This is a genomic window from Streptomyces sp. NPDC004629 (genome assembly GCF_042873595.1).
Classification (GTDB): domain Bacteria; phylum Actinomycetota; class Actinomycetes; order Streptomycetales; family Streptomycetaceae; genus Streptomyces.
The window spans coordinates 86,376-103,528 of record NZ_JBIALO010000032.1 but is presented as its reverse complement, the minus strand read 5'-3'; the positions used below and the strand labels follow the sequence as shown (position 1 = coordinate 103,528).

12 protein-coding genes and 1 pseudogene are annotated in these 17,153 nt (G+C 70.7%); 1 reads left to right on the top strand and 12 read right to left on the bottom strand.

Annotation, left to right across the window (positions count from 1 at the left end; genetic code table 11):
* From ACFYTE_RS34945 to tkt, 5 genes and pseudogenes are all read right to left on the bottom strand, one after another.
* Positions 1–521: pseudogene (locus ACFYTE_RS34945) on the bottom strand (glucose-6-phosphate isomerase); the annotation flags it as partial.
* 1 nt (position 522) lies between these two features.
* Positions 523–1,449, bottom strand: a complete 927-nt coding sequence (opcA, locus tag ACFYTE_RS34940) for a glucose-6-phosphate dehydrogenase assembly protein OpcA (RefSeq protein WP_388719307.1) — start codon at positions 1,447–1,449, stop codon at positions 523–525.
* Positions 1,446–3,047, bottom strand: coding sequence for a glucose-6-phosphate dehydrogenase (zwf, locus tag ACFYTE_RS34935; RefSeq protein WP_388719305.1), 1,602 nt, complete (start codon positions 3,045–3,047; stop codon positions 1,446–1,448). Before zwf ends, opcA begins: the two co-directional genes overlap by 4 nt.
* Positions 3,044–4,225 carry a transaldolase gene (gene tal, locus ACFYTE_RS34930; RefSeq protein ID WP_388719303.1) on the bottom strand — a complete coding sequence of 394 codons (1,182 nt, stop codon included), beginning with the start codon at positions 4,223–4,225 and terminating at the stop codon, positions 3,044–3,046. The genes zwf and tal overlap by 4 nt, the downstream gene beginning before the upstream one ends.
* A gap of 19 nt (positions 4,226–4,244) precedes the next feature.
* Positions 4,245–6,320, bottom strand: coding sequence for a transketolase (gene tkt / locus ACFYTE_RS34925; protein ID WP_388719301.1), 2,076 nt, complete (start codon positions 6,318–6,320; stop codon positions 4,245–4,247).
* Between the two features lie 145 nt (positions 6,321–6,465).
* On the opposite strand from tkt, the gene ACFYTE_RS34920 reads away from it, so the two are divergent.
* Entirely contained in the window at positions 6,466–7,371 is a 906-nt protein-coding gene (locus tag ACFYTE_RS34920; RefSeq protein ID WP_388719299.1) for a helix-turn-helix domain-containing protein, read from the top strand.
* 65 nt (positions 7,372–7,436) lie between these two features.
* Here the strand turns inward: ACFYTE_RS34920 and ACFYTE_RS34915 are convergent, their stop codons facing one another.
* The 7 genes from ACFYTE_RS34915 to ACFYTE_RS34885 all read right to left on the bottom strand — a co-directional run bounded on the left by ACFYTE_RS34915 (position 7,437) and on the right by ACFYTE_RS34885 (position 17,150).
* Entirely contained in the window at positions 7,437–8,831 is a 1,395-nt protein-coding gene (locus ACFYTE_RS34915; protein WP_388719297.1) for a glycoside hydrolase family 16 protein, read from the bottom strand.
* Positions 8,832–9,076: 245 nt separating this feature from the next.
* Positions 9,077–9,940, bottom strand: a complete 864-nt coding sequence (locus tag ACFYTE_RS34910; RefSeq protein WP_388719295.1) for a DUF3592 domain-containing protein — start codon at positions 9,938–9,940, stop codon at positions 9,077–9,079.
* Between the two features lie 23 nt (positions 9,941–9,963).
* Positions 9,964–11,043 carry a hypothetical protein gene (locus ACFYTE_RS34905; RefSeq protein WP_388719293.1) on the bottom strand — a complete coding sequence of 360 codons (1,080 nt, stop codon included), beginning with the start codon at positions 11,041–11,043 and terminating at the stop codon, positions 9,964–9,966.
* Between the two features lie 98 nt (positions 11,044–11,141).
* The gene (locus tag ACFYTE_RS34900) at positions 11,142–14,063 is read right to left on the bottom strand and encodes a glycoside hydrolase family 2 TIM barrel-domain containing protein (protein ID WP_388719291.1); all 2,922 of its coding nucleotides are present in this window, start codon (positions 14,061–14,063) and stop codon (positions 11,142–11,144) included.
* Positions 14,060–14,896 (bottom strand): carbohydrate ABC transporter permease, encoded by an 837-nt coding sequence (locus ACFYTE_RS34895; protein WP_388719289.1) that lies wholly within the window; start codon positions 14,894–14,896, stop codon positions 14,060–14,062. Before ACFYTE_RS34895 ends, ACFYTE_RS34900 begins: the two co-directional genes overlap by 4 nt.
* A gap of 14 nt (positions 14,897–14,910) precedes the next feature.
* The gene (locus ACFYTE_RS34890) at positions 14,911–15,864 is read right to left on the bottom strand and encodes a carbohydrate ABC transporter permease (RefSeq protein WP_388719287.1); all 954 of its coding nucleotides are present in this window, start codon (positions 15,862–15,864) and stop codon (positions 14,911–14,913) included.
* Positions 15,864–17,150: an extracellular solute-binding protein gene (locus tag ACFYTE_RS34885; RefSeq protein ID WP_388719285.1), complete on the bottom strand. Its 1,287-nt coding sequence runs from the start codon at positions 17,148–17,150 to the stop codon at positions 15,864–15,866. The genes ACFYTE_RS34890 and ACFYTE_RS34885 overlap by 1 nt, the downstream gene beginning before the upstream one ends.
* Positions 17,151–17,153 lie beyond the last annotated feature (3 nt).

Below are 17,153 nucleotides of genomic sequence, written 5' to 3'. Positions count from 1 at the left end.
GTGTACGCCCGCAACGCCTCGTACGCCATCGCAGGACCCAGATCCGATCCACCGATCCCGATGTTCACCACATTCCTGATCCGCCGGCCCGTATGACCCGTCCAGGCACCCGAACGCACCCGCTCGGCGAAACCCGACATCCTGTCCAGCACCGCATGCACCGCGGGAACCACGTTCTCCCCGTCGACCTCGATCACCGCATCCCGCGGCGCCCGCAACGCCGTATGCAGCACCGCCCGGTCCTCCGTGACATTGATCTTCTCCCCACGGAACATCGCATCCCGCAACCCGAACACATCACTCGCCACCGCCAGTTCCTGGAGCAGCGCCAGCGTCTCGTCGGTGATCAGGTGTTTGCTGTAGTCGATCAGCAGGTCGCCGACGCGTACGGCATACCGCTCGGCCCGCCCGGGATCGGCCGCGAACAGCTCGCGCAACTGCGGTTGCCACGCGGCGCGGTGGTCGGCGAGCGCGACCCACTCGGGCCGCCGGGTGAGCACGGGGTGAGGGGACTCGGGCATATCAGACGTTCTCCTTGGTGCCCTCGCCGCGCAGGGCGATGGCGTACATCTCGTCGGCGTCGAGGCGGCGCAGCTCCTCGGCGATGAGTTCCGAGGTGGGCCGGACCTTCAGGGCGAGGGTGCGCGGCGGCTGGCCGGGCAGGGTCAGCGTGGCGAGCGGGCCCTCCGGCCGGTCGATGACGATCTCGCCGTCCGTGGTGCCCAGGCGGACGGCCGTGACGACCGGCCCGGCCGTGACGATCCGTTCGGCCGGGACCCCGAGGCGCGCCTCCATCCAGCGGGCGAGCAGTTCGGCGCTGGGGTTCTCCGCCTCGCTCTCCACCACGGCCGAGGTGATCTTCACCCGGGCCTGGTCCAGGGCCGCGGCCAGCATCGAGCGCCACGGGGTGAGCCGGGTCCAGGCCAGGTCGGTGTCGCCGGGCGCGTAGGAGCGGACCCGGGCCTCCAGGGCGTCCAGCGGGTGCTCCACGGCGTACATGTCGGTGATCCGGCGCTGGGCGAGCGCGCCCAGCGGGTCCTTCGCCGGATTGTCGGGGGCGTCCACCGGCCACCACACGACGACCGGGGCGTCCGGCAGCAGCAGCGGCAGCACCACGGAGTCGGCGTGGTCGGAGACCTCGCCGAACGTGCGCAGCACCACCGTCTCGCCGGTGCCCGCCTCGGAGCCGACCCGGATCTCCGCGTCCAGCCGCGGCCGGGTGCGCTCGCGGGGGGTGCGGGCGTGCCGCTTGATCACGACGAGGGTGCGCGAGGGGTGCTCGCGCGAGGCGTCCTCGGCCGCCTTGATGGAGTCGTAGGCGTTCTCCTCGTCCGTGACGATCACCATCGTCAGGACCATGCCCACCGCCGGGGTGCCGATGGCACGGCGACCCCGCACAAGGGCCTTGTTGATCTTGCTTGCCGTGGTGTCGGTCAGGTCGATCTTCATGGCCTGCGCCAGCTCCGTCCGTCTCGTGCGAGCATCTCGTCGGCTTCCTCGGGTCCCCAGCCGCCCGACGCGTACTGGGCCGGCCTGCCGTGCGCCGCCCAGTACTCCTCGATCGGGTCGAGGATCTTCCAGGACTCTTCCACTTCCTCGGTCCGGGGGAACAGATTGGCGTCGCCGAGCAGCACGTCCAGGATGAGCCGTTCGTACGCCTCCGGGCTGGACTCCGTGAACGACTCGCCGTAGGCGAAGTCCATGGACACGTCCCGGATCTCCATCGAGGTGCCCGGCACCTTCGAGCCGAACCGGACGGTCATGCCCTCGTCGGGCTGGACGCGGATGACGACCGCGTTCTGGCCCAGTTCCTCGGTCGCGGTGTGGTCGAAGGGGGAGTGCGGGGCCCGCTGGAAGACCACCGCGATCTCGGTGACCCGGCGGCCGAGCCGCTTGCCGGTGCGCAGATAGAAGGGGACGCCCGCCCAGCGGCGGTTGTCGATCTCCAGCTTGATCGCGGCGTAGGTGTCGGTCTTCGACCTGGCGTCGATGCCGTCCTCCTGGAGGTAGCCGACGACCTCCTCGCCGCCCTGCCAGCCGGCCGCGTACTGCCCGCGGACGGTGTGCGCGCCGAGGTCCTCGGGCAGCAGCACCGACCTGAGCACCTTCAGTTTCTCGGTGAGCAGCGACTCCGCGTCGAAGGCGATGGGCTCCTCCATGGCGGTGAGTGCCATCAGCTGGAGCAGATGGTTCTGGATGACGTCACGGGCGGCGCCGATCCCGTCGTAGTAGCCGGCCCGGCCGCCGATGCCGATGTCCTCGGCCATGGTGATCTGCACATGGTCGACGTACGAGCGGTTCCAGACGGGTTCGTACATCTGGTTGGCGAAGCGCAGCGCCAGGATGTTCTGGACGGTCTCCTTGCCCAGGTAGTGGTCGATCCGGAACACCTGATCCGGTTCGAACACCTCGTGCACGACCTTGTTCAGCTCCTCGGCCGACTTCAGGTCGTGGCCGAACGGCTTCTCGATGACCGCGCGCCGCCAGGAGCCCTCCGGGGGGTCCGCCAAGCCGTGCTTCTTCAGCTGCCGCACGACCTTCGGGAAGAACTTGGGCGGCACGGAGAGGTAGAAGGCGAAGTTGCCGCCGGTGCCGCGGGAGGCGTTCAGTTCCTCGACGGCCTCGCGCAGCTGCTTGAACGCCGTGTCGTCGTCGAAGTCACCGGGCACGAACCGCATCCCCTCGGCGAGCTGCTGCCAGACCTCCTCGCGGAACGGCGTGCGGGCGTGCTCGCGGACGGCGTCGTGCACCTCCTGCGCGAAGTCCTGGTCCGCCCAGTCCCGGCGGGCGAAGCCCACCAGTGAGAAGCCCGGCGGCAGCAGACCCCGGTTGGCCAGGTCGTAGACGGCCGGCATCAGCTTCTTGCGGGACAGGTCGCCGGTCACACCGAAGATCACCAGGCCGGAGGGGCCGGCGATCCGGGGGAGCCGGCGGTCGCGGGGGTCGCGCAGCGGGTTCACCCAGTCGGCGGTCGGCGGGGCATCGGCGGCCCGTGCGGCCGGGACGCGCGCAGCGGCCGGCGCCGGTTCCTGTTCGGGGGTGCTCATCGGGCGTCAACTCCCTTGCTGTCCAGTGACTTCGTGACGGCGGTCAGCAGCTCCTGCCAGGCCGCCCGGAACTTGGCGACGCCCTCGTCCTCCAGCTTGCGGACGACGTCGTCGTAGGAGATGCCGAGCCGTTCCACGGCCGCGAGGTCGGCTCGGGCCTGTGCGTAGCCGCCGGTCACCGTGTCGCCGGTGATGTCGCCGTGGTCGGCGGTGGCGTCGAGCGTCGCCTCCGGCATGGTGTTGACGGTGCCGGGCGCGACCAGACCGTCCACGTACAGGGTGTCCTTGTAGGCCGGGTCCTTCACGCCGGTGGACGCCCACAGCGGGCGCTGCTTGGTGGCCCGGGCCCCGGCGAGCGCGGTCCAGCGCGGGCCGCCGAACACGTCCTCGTAGGCCTCGTAGGCCAGTCGCGCGTTCGCCAGCGCCGCCCTGCCCTTGAGGGCGCGGGCCCGGTCGGTGCCGAGGAGCGTCAGCCGCTTGTCGATCTCGCTGTCGACCCGTGAGACGAAGAAGGAGGCCACGGAGTGCACGGCGGACAGGTCGAGGCCCGCCGCGCGGGCCTTCTCCAGACCGGCCAGATAGGCGTCCATGACCTGCCGGTAGCGCTCAAGCGAGAAGATCAGCGTGACGTTGACGCTGATACCGAGGCCGATCACCTCGGTGATGGCCGGCAGTCCCGCCTCGGTGGCCGGAATCTTGATCATCACGTTGGGGCGGTCGACGAGCCAGGCGAGCTGCTTGGCCTCGGCGACCGTCGCCGCGGTGTCGTACGCGAGGCGCGGGTCGACCTCGATGGAGACCCGGCCGTCCCGGCCGCCGGTCGCGTCGTACACCGGCCGCAGCACATCGGCCGCGGCGCGGACGTCGGCGGTGGTCATCATCCGTACGGCCTCGTCGACCGTGACACCGCGCACGGCCAGGTCGGCCAGCTGCTCCTCGTACCCCGACCCGCCGTCGGCCTCGCTCGGGTCGGGGGACCCGTCCACGGAGCCGATGGCGGCCTGGAAGATGGACGGGTTGGTGGTGACACCCACGATGTGCCTGCGGGCGACGAGTTCGGCCAGGTTGCCGCTGCTGATCCGGCGTCGCGACAGATCGTCGAGCCAGATCGACACGCCCTCCTCGGTCAGGCGCTGGAGTGCTCCCGCGGTCGCGGTTGCTTCGGTCACTGTGATCATCTTCTTTCTGGCGATCGGATCAACCGCGGGCGGCGGCCAGGGATTCCCGGGCCTTGGCGGCGACGTTCTCGGGGGTGAACCCGAACTCGGCGAACAGGGTCTGCGCGGCGGCGGAGGCGCCGAAGTGCTCCAGCGAGACGATGCGTCCGGCGTCGCCGACGTAGCGGTGCCAGGTCAGGCCGACGCCGGCCTCGACGGCGACCCGGGCCCTGACGGCGGGCGGCAGGACGCTGTCCCGCCAGGCCCGGTCCTGCTCCTCGAACCACTCCACGGAGGGCATGGACACCACACGGGTGCCGATGCCCTCGGCCTCCAGCAGGTCCCGTGCGGCGACGGCGAGCTGCACCTCGGAACCGGTGGCGATCAGGATCACCTCCGGGGTCTGGGCGGACGAGTCGTGCAGGACGTAGCCGCCCTTGGCCGCGTCCGGGTTGCGCGCGTACGTCGGCACGCCCTGACGGGTCAGCGCGAGTCCGTGCGGGGCGGGCTTGGTGGTGTGCCTCTTCAGGATCTCGGCCCAGACGGTCACGGTCTCGTTGGCGTCCGCCGGGCGGACGACGCTCAGGCCGGGGATGGCGCGCAGCGAGGCGAGGTGTTCGACGGGCTGGTGGGTGGGGCCGTCCTCGCCCAGGCCGATCGAGTCGTGCGTCCACACGTAGGTGACGGGGAGCTGCATGAGGGCGGCCATGCGGACGGCGTTGCGCATGTAGTCGGAGAACACCAGGAAGGTGCCGCCGTAGATGCGGGTGTTGCCGTGCAGGGCGATGCCGTTCATTTCGGCGGCCATGGAGAACTCGCGGATGCCGAAGTGGACGGTGCGGCCGTACGGGTCGGCGCCCGGCAGCGGGTTGCCCTTCGGCAGGAACGAGGAGGACGCGTCGATGGTGGTGTTGTTGGAGCCGGCGAGGTCGGCGGAGCCACCCCACAGTTCGGGTACGACCGGGCCGAGGGCCTGGAGGACCTTGCCGGAGGCGGCGCGGGTGGCGAGGGACTTGCCGGACTCGAAGACGGGCAGGGCGTCCTGCCAGCCGTCCGGGAGCTGACCGGCGACGACGCGGTCGAACAGGCGGGCGTGCTCGGGCAGGGCGGTGCGCCACTCGGCGATCCGCTTGTCCCAGGCGGCATGGGCCTCGGCGCCCCGGTCCAGGGCCTGCCGGGTGTGCGCGAGGACGTCGTCGGCGACGGCGAAGTGCTGCTCGGCATCGAAGCCGAGGACCCGCTTGGTGGCGGCGACCTCCTCGGCACCCAGGGCGGAGCCGTGGGCGGCCTCGGTGTTCTGGGCGTGGGGGGCGGGCCAGGCGATGATCGTGCGCAGCGCGACGATCGACGGGCGCCCGGTCTCGGCTCGGGCCGCGTCCAGCGCCGCGTACAGGGCGGGCACGTCGACATCGCCGTTCTCCGCGGGCTCGACGCGCTGCACGTGCCAGCCGTACGCCTCGTAGCGCCCGAGCACATCCTCGGAGAAGGCTGTGGCGGTGTCGCCCTCGATGGAGATGTGGTTGTCGTCGTAGAGGAAGACCAGGTTGCCGAGCCGCTGGTGGCCGGCGAGCGAGGACGCCTCGGCGGAGACGCCCTCCTCCAGGTCGCCGTCCGAGACGATCGCCCAGATGGTGTGGTCGAAGGGTGAGGTGCCCTCGGGGGCGTCGGGGTCGAACAGACCGCGCTCGTAGCGGGCGGCCATCGCCATGCCGACGGCGTTCGCGACGCCCTGGCCGAGCGGACCTGTGGTGGTCTCCACGCCCGCGGTGTGCCCGTACTCGGGGTGGCCGGGCGTCTTCGAGCCGTGGGTGCGAAACGCCTTCAGATCGTCCAGCTCCACCTCGTAGCCGGCGAGGAAGAGCTGGGTGTAGAGGGTCAGCGAGGTGTGGCCGGGGGACAGCACGAAGCGGTCCCGGCCGGTCCACTCCGGATCGGCCGGATCGTGACGCATCAGCTTCTGAAAGATCGTGTACGCGGCAGGGGCGAGGCTCATCGCCGTGCCCGGGTGCCCGTTTCCGACCTGCTGCACGGCATCGGCCGCCAGGAGGCGGGCGGTGTCCACGGCACGCCGGTCGAGATCGGTCCACTCGAAGCCGTCGGTTGTCTGCGTGCTCATCTTCAAGAAATCCTCGATCTCAGCGGGGTTCTGGCTGGACGCGTTCAAAAGTAAAAGTCTGACTTTTGGGGAGGAAGGTCGGGGTGTGTCAGCCTGTGGTGAAAATGGGACACCGACGGCAGCGCAGAGGCGGCACAAGAGGGACATGGCAGGCAGAAGAGCGCAAGGCGGCGACGGTCGTGAGGGCGGCGACGGGATCAGAACGTTCCCCTTCCCGGTCGACCTGAGCGTCGGCGGCGTCGGCATCCAGGTCGGCCCGATGGAAACCGGCCGCATCTGGCACACGCACGCCCCGCTGCACCGCGTCCACCGCATCGACTTCCATGTGGTCATGCTGTTCAGCGGCGGCCCCGTCCACCACATGATCGACTTCGCCGAGTACGAGGCGGCGGCGGGCGACGTGCTGTGGATCCGGCCCGGACAGGTCCACCGCTTCTCCCGGGCGAGCGAGTACCGCGGAACCGTCCTTGCCATGCAGCCCGGTTTCCTGCCCCGCGCCACCGTCGAGGCCACCGGCCTGTACCGCTACGACCTGCCGCCCCTGCTGCACCCCGACCCGGCACGGCTCGACGCCCTGCGCGCCGCGCTCGACCAGCTGCGACGCGAGTACGAGGACACGGCGACCCTTCCGCTCAGCCTGCACACGGCGGTGCTGCGGCACTCCCTGACGGCGTTCCTGCTGCGCCTCGCCCATCTCGCGGCCAGCTCCGCGGAGGCGGCCCGGCAGCAGGACGACACGACCTTCACGCTCTTTCGTGACGCGGTCGAGCAGGGCTTTTCCACCAATCACAGCGTCAGCGCCTACGCCGATGCCCTCGGCTACTCCCGCCGCACCCTCGTCCGCGCGGTCCGCGCCGCCACCGGGGAGACCCCCAAGGGCTTCATCGACAAGCGGGTGGTTCTGGAGGCCAAGCGGCTGCTGGCGCACACCGATCTGCCCATCGGCCGGGTCGGCGCGGCCGTCGGCTTCCCCGACGCGGCGAACTTCTCCAAGTTCTTCCACCTGCGCACCGGCCGGACCCCGGCGGCGTTCCGAGCCGAGCTGAGCTGAGGGCGGTCCGCGCGCGGCGAAGGGGGCCCCGCTCGTGCGGGGCCCCCTTGGTGCGGCGGAGCCGGTCAGTGGCCGAAGTCGAACCAGTTCACGTTCACGAAGTCGGCCGGCTGGCCGCTGGTGAACGTCAGATACACATCGTGCATGCCGGTCACCCGGCCGATGTTGGCCGGGACCGTCCGCCAGGACTGCCAGCCGCCCGTGTCGGCCAGCGCGAAGCTGCCTATCGGGGCGTTGCTGCGGCTGTCCAGGCGCACCTCCACAAGACCGCTCACCCCGCTCGCGGCGCCGCTCGCCACCCGGGCGTAGAACTGGGTGGCGGCCGTGGACCCGAAGTTGACGCCCTTGTACTGCGCCCAGTCCCCGCTCGCGATCGAGCCGATGTCCTGTCCGCCGCCGGTGTCCGACGTGGCCTCGGCGATCACGCCGGACTGGCTGTCGTACGACTCGGCCTGGATGGCGCTGTAGGCGTCCCGGTTGCCGGTCGGCGGGGGAGTGGTACCGCCCCCACCGGACTGCAGTACCTGCACGTAGTCCACGACCATCGGGTGGTTCGGCTCGGTGCCGGCGTCCGGGCCGCCGCCGAAGGCACCCGGGAAGCCGCCGCCCATGGCCACGTTGAGGATGATGAAGAAGCCGTGGTCGGTCGCGTTCGACCAGGTCGTCGCGTCCACCTGGTCGGCCCGCACGGTGTGGAAGTTGACGCCGTCGAGGTAGAAGCGGATCTCCTCGGGGCTGGTCGAACGGTCCCACTCCATCCGGTAGGTGTGGAAGCCCGCCTGGCAGGTCGTGCCGGTGCAGGAGGTCGAACCGCCGATGCCGGTCGTCTCGTTGCAGGGGCCGCCCGGGTTGGTGCCGCAGTGCATCGTGGCCCAGGCGGTGTTGAGGCCCTGGACGTTCTCCATGATGTCCAGTTCGCCCACGCCCGGCCAGTTCCAGTAGTTGCCGCGGAACGGCGCGCCGAGCATCCAGAAGGCCGGCCAGTAGCCCTTGGCGGCGGCGCCGGTGACGTTCGGCATCTGAACGCGGGCCTCGACGCGCAGCTTGCCGCCGGCCGGGGGCTGGAAGTCGGTGCGGTTGGTCTCGATGCGGCCGGAGGTCCAGTTGCCCGCGGCGTCGCGGCGCGGAGTGATCAGCAGGTTGCCGTTGCCGTCGAGCGCGACGTTGTTGGTGCTCGACGTCATCGTCTCGACCTCGCCCGTGCCCCAGTTGGCGGCGCCACCCGGGTACGAAGTCCCCGTCGCGTACTGCCAGTTGGAGGTGCTGACCGCGGATCCCGCCGCGCCGTTGAAGTCGTCGAGGAAGACCTGGGTCCAGCCCGACGGGGGTGTGGGCGCGGAGGCGTTGGCGGGCAGGGTGGCGGCCGTGGCGGCGGCGGCCGTCAGGGCGAGGGTGCCGAGCACGGCGACGAGCGCGCGGCGCAGCGGGCCGCGTCTGTGGGTTCCGGAGGGTTCGCTCATGGGGGGCCTCTCGGGTGCGGAACGGGCGGGGGACATCCGTGAGAGCGCTCTCAAGATGCGGCCAATGTGCTCCGGGCGCCTGCGCACGTCAAGAGTTGAAGCCAAGAAAGTCCCCTGCCGGTAAGGAAACTGACGTTTCATCACCGTGCTCGGCTCGGCGGCGCGGGGAACGTTCGAAGCCGGGGTGTCCGGGGCGGTCCGCTCGTTGTCGCCATCTTGGGTCTCACCGGCACCCTTCCCGGCGCTCAGAGGAACGCCACTCCCGCCATGGCCGTCGCCGCGAGGACCACGATCACCAGGACGTTGAACGTCACGTCCTGATTCTCCGAGCGGTGTTCGGCGGCGCGGTCCAGCGTGAAGTCGGCCGGGTCGGCGGGCGTGTAGTGGACCGTGACGTCACGGCCGTGCGCCTCGGCAGGATGGGGGAGGTTGGCCGTGCAGTGGGCCGTGACGACCGTGCCCTCGCGGGTGGTGAACGACACAACCGGGGTGATGGTGGTCCAGGTGTGGCCGTCGTCCTGGTCGATGCTGACGTCCTTCAACACCGCGACGACGCGTCCCTGCACGCTCGCCATATCGGCCAGCCTGCCGAGGCGATCGTTCTTGGCACGGACCGTCCCGGGCAGGTGGAGGGCCGCGACGACCGCCCACGGCCCGCCGAATCCGATCAGCGCCCACGGCCACCCCAGGTCGACCGCGGCGAGGACGACCAGCCCGACGTAGACAAGGAAGACCGCGAAACTCGGCCGGCCCAGACCGCGACCGGGCTCTTCGGGGATGTTCGAGAAACGGTAGGCGTGCGGTCTTCTCCGCGGGTGGCTGACCCCGATCTCCCGGCCCTCCCACGCCGCAGTGATCATCTCGCCGCGCTCACCGTCGTTCGTCACGGTGACCTCCTGCCCGGAGGCCGGGTCGCGATAGGAGACGACCACCGATATCCCGCCCTTACGGGACCCGCCGTGCCGGGGTTCCCGCACCCGCTCGATCCGCCCCGTGAGCCGGACCGTCCGCTGCGCCTTGGTCACCCCGGCCAGCGACATGCCGAACCCGACCAGTGCCACCCCACCCCACACCGCACACCACAGCAGCAGGAACTCGTCCCACCCCATGCGCCCTCCGTTCGTCGATCTGGTCAACTGCCGCTGCGCCGAAGGACGTTCCCCTCCCCGTCCGCCTCCAACACTCCCGTACCCCCGTCGCCGGTCACCACGATCCGGAGCGTGAGCGAGCCGCCGACGCCGTCGGCGGTCAGCTGCCAGCTCTGCGGGGAGCCGACGCCGAGGCTGGTCCTGGCCTCCTCGACCAGTGCGGGGACGCGATTGTAGGGCAGGGAACGCGGGTCGAACCCGGCGGTGTTCACGCCGGTGGGGGAGAAGACGACCGTCAGCAGGCGGTCCTGTACGACGACGGTGAGCGCCCGGCGCCTGTCCCCGCCCCGTGTCAACGACTCGACGGCCGTGCGCAGTTCGCCCCGGACGAGCATCGACTGGCCCGGACCGAGGGTGACCGTGCCGGTCGCCGACGTCACGGTGGTCGTGGACGACGAGGAGGAGACGGATGGCCTGGGCGAGGCGCCGCTCTCGTCGGAACCGAACAGGTCGGCGCGGAACAGCAGGAGCACGGCGGCTGCACCGAGCAACAGGCCGAGGAGCGTGAGGAGACCGCCGGCGCAGCCCCCCGAGATGTCGCTCTTCATGGCCGGACCCGGCGCCGAGTCCAGGCGTGCCCCGGCCGTCCGCTCCTCCCACTCAGGCGTCGGCCGCTTCACGATCCGCACCTTCCACGGGCGGTCCGGCGGATACGTGACCACCACGATCCCGCGCCGCTGGTAGTCGGGAAGCTCGACGAGGTTGATGTCCTGCTGCATCTCCACGCGGTACGCGGGCGCGTCGTCCGGCGCGACGGTCAGCTCGAACCGCACCGGTACGTCGCTGGACTCACCCCGTACGGCCTCCAGGCTCTCGATCATCGCGAGCGCCGTGCGCGGTACGACGGCCGCCTCACGCGCGCGGCGGGGCAGGGTGCAGAGGAAGAAGAGCAGGCTGTAGGCCGCGGCAAGAACCGGCCCCATGACGATCAGTGACGCCTTCTCGACGACGCATCCGCCGATGAAGGCGGTCAACGACGCCCCGATCACACCGCCCGTCAGAAACCCGAGGGCGAGGCCGGTGGGCCTGTTGTGCGTGGGCGGGGCGACCGTGGTGATCGTCATGTGGTTGATTGTGCACGTCATGGGTGACGGCCGACAGGCCCGTGGATCACCTTCCGATCACGGCAGGCCGCCGCCACGCCCCCTCCCGCTGGAGTGGGTTACCGGGTGCGCAGGGTCCAGGTCCAGTGGTGGATGCCGGGGGCGATGCGGTGGGCGGGTGAGGTGTCCGGGCCGCAGGACGCCGTGCCCAGTCCGCGGTGGGCCGCGTCGAGGTGCACCACGCACCCGGGCCGCGGCACCAGTTCGTCGTGGTGTGCGGCGGCGGTCAGGTCGGCGGCACGGAACCGGGTGACGGACACCTGGCGCGGCTCGTCCAGCTCGACCGCGAGCCCGGTGGCGTCCGGCGCCGACAGCGTGAAGCGGCGCACGCCGTGCCGGCCGCCGCTCTCCTGCGGACGCAGATACGGGGTGAACAGCTCGTCCACCGGCAGCGCGTGATGGCCGACCGGCGCGCCCGCGCTGCGGTCCGGGTACGACTCCCAGGGCCCCTGCCCGAACCACTCCAGCAGATTGAGGCCCGCCACCGTCTCGAACACCGAGCCGACCCGCGCCACGTCGTCGAACTCCGCCGGCAGCTCGGCTTGTTCGTCGACGCGCAGTCCGCCCTCGACGGCGGTGAACTCCTGCCGGTGCCGGACGATGCCGACCGTGCCCGCGTACTCGGCCAGCACCCGCACCCGGCCCTCGGAGCGGTCCACGGAGACCAGCTTGCGGACGAGCGAGTCGAGGCCCCAGGCCCGCCAGCGCTCGGCCATGCCGCCCAGCTCGTCGTTGTCGGTGGGCGCCCGCCACAGGGACAGCACGGGCGCGGTGGTCAGCAGCGGGTGCACGAGCAGCCCCTCGGCGTCCACCTCGACGGGCCGGCCCGCCGCGGGCGCCGCCGGTGCGGCGACCGGCGCCCGCAGCCGCAGCTGCGGTGCGCACAGCTCGGTGCCGCGCGGCGCCCACGGCTCGTCGCGTGCCGTCCGTACCCGCAGCGTCAGCCAGGCCTCGCCGCCGTCCGGCGGCAGCCGGAAGGGCAGCGGCACCGCCGCCGTCTGGCCCGGCCGCAGGTCCGGCAGCTCGGCCGGCGCGGTCAGCGTGCGGCCGTCGGCGAGGGCCAGCTCCCACTCGCCCGCCAGCCAGTCAAGGCCGCGGAAGTGCTGGTGGTTGCCGAGGACGATGCCCTCGTGCCGGTAGCACTCGATCCGGACCGGAGCCGCCAGCTCCCGGTGCTCGTACATCGCCGGCTTGGGCGAGCGGTCCGGGAAGACGAGTCCGTCCGCGACGAACGCGCCGTCGTGCACGGCCTCACCGAAGTCGCCGCCGTACGCCCAGCGGTGGCCGGGCCCGGCGACGCCGTCCGCGTACAGCCCGGCGCCGGAGCGCCCGGCGGGTTTTCCGTCGCTCACCCGCTGGAGGATGCCGTGGTCCCAGAACTCCCAGATGAACCCGCCCTGAAGGCCAGGCGTTGACTCGATGGCCGCCCAATGGTCGGCGAGCGTGCCGTTGCTGTTGCCCATGGCGTGTGAGTACTCGCACTGGATCAGCGGCTTCGTCTGCCGCCCGGACAGCGCATGTGCCACACAGTCCTCCAGCGGTGCGTACATCGGGCAGGCGATGTCGGAGGCGACCGAGGGATCCGCCCATCCCGTCTTGGCCGCGCCCTCGTACTGGAGCGGCCGGGTCGGATCGTGCCGGCGTACCCAGCCGGCCGCCGCGTCGTGGCTCGCGCCGTAGTCGGACTCGTTGCCCAGTGACCAGATGATGACCGAGGGGTGGTTGACGTCCCGCAGCACCATCCGTGAGACCCGGTCGACGAAGGCGTTCAGATAGCGGGGGTCGTCGGCGATCTCGTGGGCGTGGTCGTGGGACTCGATGTCGGCCTCGTCGACGACGTAGAAGCCGAGTTCGTCGGCGAGGTCGTACAGCGCCGGGTCGTTCGGGTAGTGGGAGGTGCGGATCGCGTTGAAGCCGAACCGCTTCAGCAGCACCAGGTCGGCCCGCATGTCCTCGTACCCGACCGTGCGGCCGGTCAGCGGATGGAAGTCGTGCCGGTTGACGCCGCGGATGTACACCCGTTCGCCGTTGACCAGCAGGTCCCGGCCCGCGATCTCGACGTCGCGGAAGCCGACGCGGTGTCGTGAGGTGTCGGCGACCGTGCCGTCGGCGCGGTGCAGCCGGACGGTCAGGTCGTACAGCTCGGGCGTCTCCGCGTTCCAGGTGCGCACCTCGGGCACGGTGGCCGCGAGCCGCGCCTCGCCGAGGAAGTCGGAGACCCGTTCGTCCGCGGCGTTGGCCCGGTCGAACTCCGTGTCCTGGACGAGCGGCTGGCCGTCCAGCTCCCCGCTGACGTACCAGCCGGCGGGCAGCGCGCCGCCCGCGTCCCGGACCCGGCAGTCCACCCGCAGCGCGCCGTCCTGCCGGGCTCGCACGGTCACGTCGGCCAGGTGCAGCGGGTCCGTCGCGTACAGCAGCACCGAACGGGTGATGCCGCCGTGCCACCAGTGGTCCTGGTCCTCGATGTGCGAGGCGTCCGACCACTTGACCACGGTCAGCCGCAGCAGCGAGCGCGTCCCGGGCCGGACGCGTTGCGACAGGTCGAACTCGGCCGCCAGATGGGAGTCCTTGGAGACACCGACGGGCCGTCCGTCCACGTGCACCAGCAGGACGCTCTCCGCGGCCCCGACCTGGAGCACGATCCGCCGCCCGGCCCACTCGGCGGGGATGTCCACCTCGCGTTCGTAGACGCCCGTCGGGTCGGCGGCGGGCACCTGCGGCGGGAACTGCGGGAACGGCATCCGGACGTTGGTGTACTGCGGCAGGTCACCGGTGTCCTGGAGGGTCCAGGCGCCGGGGACGTGCGCCGTGGACCAGGTCCCGGTGAGCGGCGCGTCCGGCGCGGGCAGCAACTGGAAGCGCCAGTCGCCGTCGAGCCGGACGGCGCCGGTGCGCCGGTCGATCGCGTGCATCGGGAGCCGTCCGAGGGAGGTCACCTCGGGTGCCTCCCAGGGGCGCAGCGCCAGCAGGGGGTCCGTCATCGGATGGCTCCTTTCGCGAGGTCGCCGATGATCTGCCGGGCGCCGAGGGCGAACACGATCAGCAGCGGTACGAGGGCGAGCAGGGCGCCGGTCATCACCATGCCGTAGTCGGTCGTGCCATGGGTGCCGTTGAGCTGGGACAGCGCCACCTGGAGGGTCACGTTGTCCGGGTCGGTCAGGGCGATCAGCGGCCAGGCGTAGTCGTTCCACTGGCCCATGAAGGTGAAGATGCCGAGGAAGGCCAGGCCGGGGCGGACCACGGGCAGGGCGACGTGCCAGTACTGGCGCAGGAAGTTCGCCCCGTCGATGCGGGAGGCGTCGAGGAGTTCGTCGTGGATGGCGCCCTTCATGTACTGCCGCATCCAGAAGATACCGAACGCGTTGGCCGCGGCCGGCACGATCAGCGCCGTCATGGAGCCGATCCAGCCGATCCTCGCCATGATCACGAACTGCGGGATGGCCGCGAGCTGCGCCGGCACCATGAAGATCAGCATGAGCAGCGCGAACAGCACGCGCTTGCCAGGGAACTCGAACTTGGCGAACACGAAGGCCGCCAGGGAGTCGAAGAACAGGACGAGGACCGTCACCGACCCCGCCACCAGCAGCGAGTTGAGCATCGAACCGAAGAAGTCGATGCTGTCGAACAGGTTGCGGAAGTTCTCCAGGAAGTGCGAGCCGGGCAGCAGCCTGGGCGGGTAGGAGAAGATCTCGCTGGAGGTGTGGGTCGACATGATGACGGCCCAGTAGAACGGGAAGGCCGACAGCAGCAGGCCGGCCACGAGGACGGCGTGCAGCGCGATGCCCCGGCTCCGGGAGCCCTTGACGGATGCCATGGTGAACCGGCCTCCTATTCGCCCCGGCGCTGCACCAGGCGCCAGTTGATGATCGAGAAGATGACAACGACGAGGAAGATGCCCCAGGCGACGGCGGCGCCGTAGCCGAAGTCGTTGTTGTCGAAGGTCTGCTGGAAGAAGTAGAGGACCATGGTGCGGCCCGCGTGCCCCGGACCGCCGGAGTACGTCGACTCGTTGGCGGTGTTCTGCAGCAGCACCTGCGGCTCGGAGAAGCTCTGCAGGCCGGTCACGGTGGACACGACCAGCACGAACAGCAGCACCGGACGCATCAGCGGGAGCGTGATCCGGAAGAAGGTCTGCACCGGCCCCGCCCCGTCGATGCGCGCCGCCTCGTACAGCTCGCCCGGGATGGTCTGCAGGCCGGCCAGGAAGATGATCGCGTTGTAGCCGGTCCACTGCCAGGTCATGAGGGTGGCGATGGTCGCCTTGATGCCCCACGGCGTGTTCAGCCAGGCCACCTGGTCCAGGCCGACCGCCTGCAACAGGGCGTTCGCCAGGCCGAAGTTGGTGGAGAACACCGATCCGAAGATGATCGCCACGGCGACCACGGAGGTGACGTTGGGCAGGAAGTAGGCGAAGCGGTAGACGTTCTTGAAGCGGACCGCCGAGTTCAGCATCACGGCCGTGACCATCGCCAGGAAGATCATGGGGAAGGTGGCCAGCGCCCAGATGACGATCGTGTTCCCGATCGAACTCCAGAAGTCGGCGTCGGACAGCAGGTACTGATACTGCGTCAGGCCCGCCCACTCCATCGGGCCGAGGCCGTCCCAGCGGTGCAGCGACAGATACAGCGAGAAGCCGACGGGGATCAGACCGAAGGCGAGGAACAGCAGGTAGAAGGGGGAGATCGCGGCGTACAGGTGCCAGTGCCTGCGCAGGCCGGTCTTCGGCCGGGCGGTGCCGGGCCGCTCCGCGGTGACGGGGGGTTTCTCCAGCGTGGTGGCCATCAGACGCTCACCCCCAGGTGTTTCGCGATGCGGCGGCACTTGCTCATGGCGTCCTTCCATGCCTGTTCGGGGTTCTTGCCGAGGACGCCGACGTTCTTGATCTCGTCCTTGACGGGCTGCCCGAGGGCCACGTCGTACGGGCTGGCGTAGGCGACCGGGACGCGCTGCGCGGCCGGTCCGAAGACGTCCATCGTGATCTGGCCGCCGAAGAACGGGTCGGGCTCGCGCAGCTTCCGCATGGTGTACGAGGCGGGCGTGGACGGGAACAGGCCCGCGTCGACGAAGCCCTGCGCCTGGTTGGCGGCGCCGAGTACCCAGGTGATGATCTCGAAGGCCCGCTCGGGCTCCCGGCACGCCTTGGTGATCGACAGGAACGATCCGCCGATGTTGGACGGCCCGCCGGGACACGCGGCCACCCGCCACCGGCCCTTGGTCCGCGGCACGCCGTTCTTGATGTCGTTGGTGGCCCAGGAGGCGTTGAGCTGGCTCGGCAGCTTGCCGTCCTCGGTCGCCGACCACTGGTCGGGGGTGCCGCTGACGAGGTTGGAGACGATGCCGCGTTGTTTGGCCTCCACCGCACGGTCCCAGGCGGTGCGCACATGCTCCCCGTCGCCGATGAAGTGCCGGTCCCGGTCGACGAACCGCTCGGTGCCCTGATTGACCGACATCTCGAAGACACTGGTGATGTCGGTGAGGATATGGGTGCCCGGCAGGCGCTTGCCGAGCCGCTCGCCGGCCGCGAAGAACTTCTCCCAGGTGTTCAGTTCGGCCGAGACGTCCGCGGGCTCGTAGGGCAGCCCGGCCTTCCGGAACACCGCGTACTGGTAGTAGTGCGCGACCGGCCCGCAGTCGATCGGGAAGCCGACCATCCGGCCGTCGTCGGCGATGCCCGCCTGCCACTTCCAGGGCAGGTAGCCGCTCTTCAGCCGGTCCGCGCCCAGTGTGCGCAGGTCCACGAACTGGTCGGCGTCGGGCAGATAGGAGGCCATGTCCTCGCCCTTGAGGCCCGCGATGTCGGGGACGTGGGCGCGGCCGGCCAGCGTGGTGATGAGCTTCGAGCGGTAGTAGCCGCCGATCTTGACGGTCCGCAGGTCGACCGCGTCGTCGAAACGGGCCCTGGCCCGCCGCACGACCGTGTCGCCGAGGCCGCCGTCCCAGTACCACAGGACCATGTTCCGGCCGGTCGAACCGGTCGGAACGGCACAGCCGGACGTCAGGCCGCCGAGCCCGGTGACGGCCGCACCGGCCAGCCCGGCGCGCAGCACGCCTCTTCGTGAGAGCCGCACAGC